At 51.0% G+C, this 1,229-nt stretch carries 1 protein-coding gene; it reads left to right on the top strand.

What is annotated here, in order from left to right; all coding sequences use genetic code 11:
- Positions 1-63 precede the first annotated feature (63 nt).
- Positions 64-1,211, top strand: a protein-coding gene (locus FDX11_RS06930) for an IS3 family transposase (RefSeq protein ID WP_113772681.1) whose coding sequence is annotated in 2 segments (ribosomal slippage) — positions 64-301 and positions 301-1,211 — 1,149 coding nt in all. Because the reading frame shifts where the segments join, the coding sequence is not laid out codon by codon here.
- Positions 1,212-1,229 lie beyond the last annotated feature (18 nt).

Below are 1,229 nucleotides of genomic sequence, written 5' to 3'. Positions count from 1 at the left end.
TGAATCGCCACGGGTTTAACAGACACCTCAGAGTCATTTAAGATGGCTTAAAGAGAGGTGCCCATGAGCGGTAAGCGTTATCCCGAAGAGTTTAAAACTGAAGCAGTCAAACAGGTTGTTGATCGCGGTTATTCTGTTGCCAGCGTGGCAACACGTCTCGATATCACCACCCACAGCCTTTACGCCTGGATAAAGAAGTACGGTCCGGATTCTTCCACTAATAAAGAACAGTCAGATGCTCAGGCCGAGATCCGTCGTCTCCAGAAAGAGCTGAAGCGGGTTACCGACGAACGGGACATATTAAAAAAAGCCGCGGCGTACTTCGCAAAGCTGTCCGACTGAGGTACGCCTTTATCCGTGACAACACCTGTTGCTGGCCTGTTCGCCTGCTCTGTCGGGTGCTGGATGTTCATCCCAGTGGTTTTTACGCCTGGCTTCAGCAGCCGCATTCTCAACGCCATCAGGCAGACCTGAGACTGACAGGACAGATTAAACAGTTCTGGCTGGAATCGGGATGCGTCTATGGTTATCGCAAAATCCATCTGGATCTGCGGGACAGCGGGCAACAGTGCGGAGTGAACAGAGTCTGGCGACTGATGAAACGTGTCGGGATAAAGGCTCAGGTCGGATACCGGAGCCCGCGGGCACGTAAAGGCGAGGCCAGTATCGTGTCGCCCAACAGGCTCCAGCGACAGTTCAATCCGGATGCTCCTGATGAGCGTTGGGTAACAGACATAACCTACATCAGGACCCACGAAGGCTGGCTGTATCTTGCTGTGGTTGTTGATCTGTTCTCACGCAAAATTATCGGCTGGTCCATGCAATCCCGGATGACAAAGGACATTGTCCTGAACGCACTGCTGATGGCTGTATGGCGGCGTAATCCCCAAAAACAGGTGCTGGTTCATTCGGATCAGGGCAGTCAGTACACAAGCCATGAGTGGCAGTCTTTCCTGAAATCACACGGCCTGGAGGGCAGCATGAGCCGTCGCGGTAACTGCCATGATAATGCGGTTGCAGAAAGCTTTTTCCAGTTGTTGAAACGCGAACGGATAAAGAAAAAGATCTACGGAACGCGGGAAGAAGCCCGCAGTGATATTTTTGATTACATCGAAATGTTTTATAACAGTAAGCGTCGGCATGGTTCTAGCGATCAGATGTCACCGACAGAATATGAAAACCAGTATTATCAACGGCTCGGAAGTGTCTAGATTATCTGTGGCGATTCA

Source organism: Citrobacter sp. wls714, assembly GCF_005281025.1.
Taxonomy (GTDB): Bacteria; Pseudomonadota; Gammaproteobacteria; order Enterobacterales; family Enterobacteriaceae; genus Citrobacter; species Citrobacter werkmanii.
This window is presented reverse-complemented; position numbering and strand designations above follow the sequence as displayed.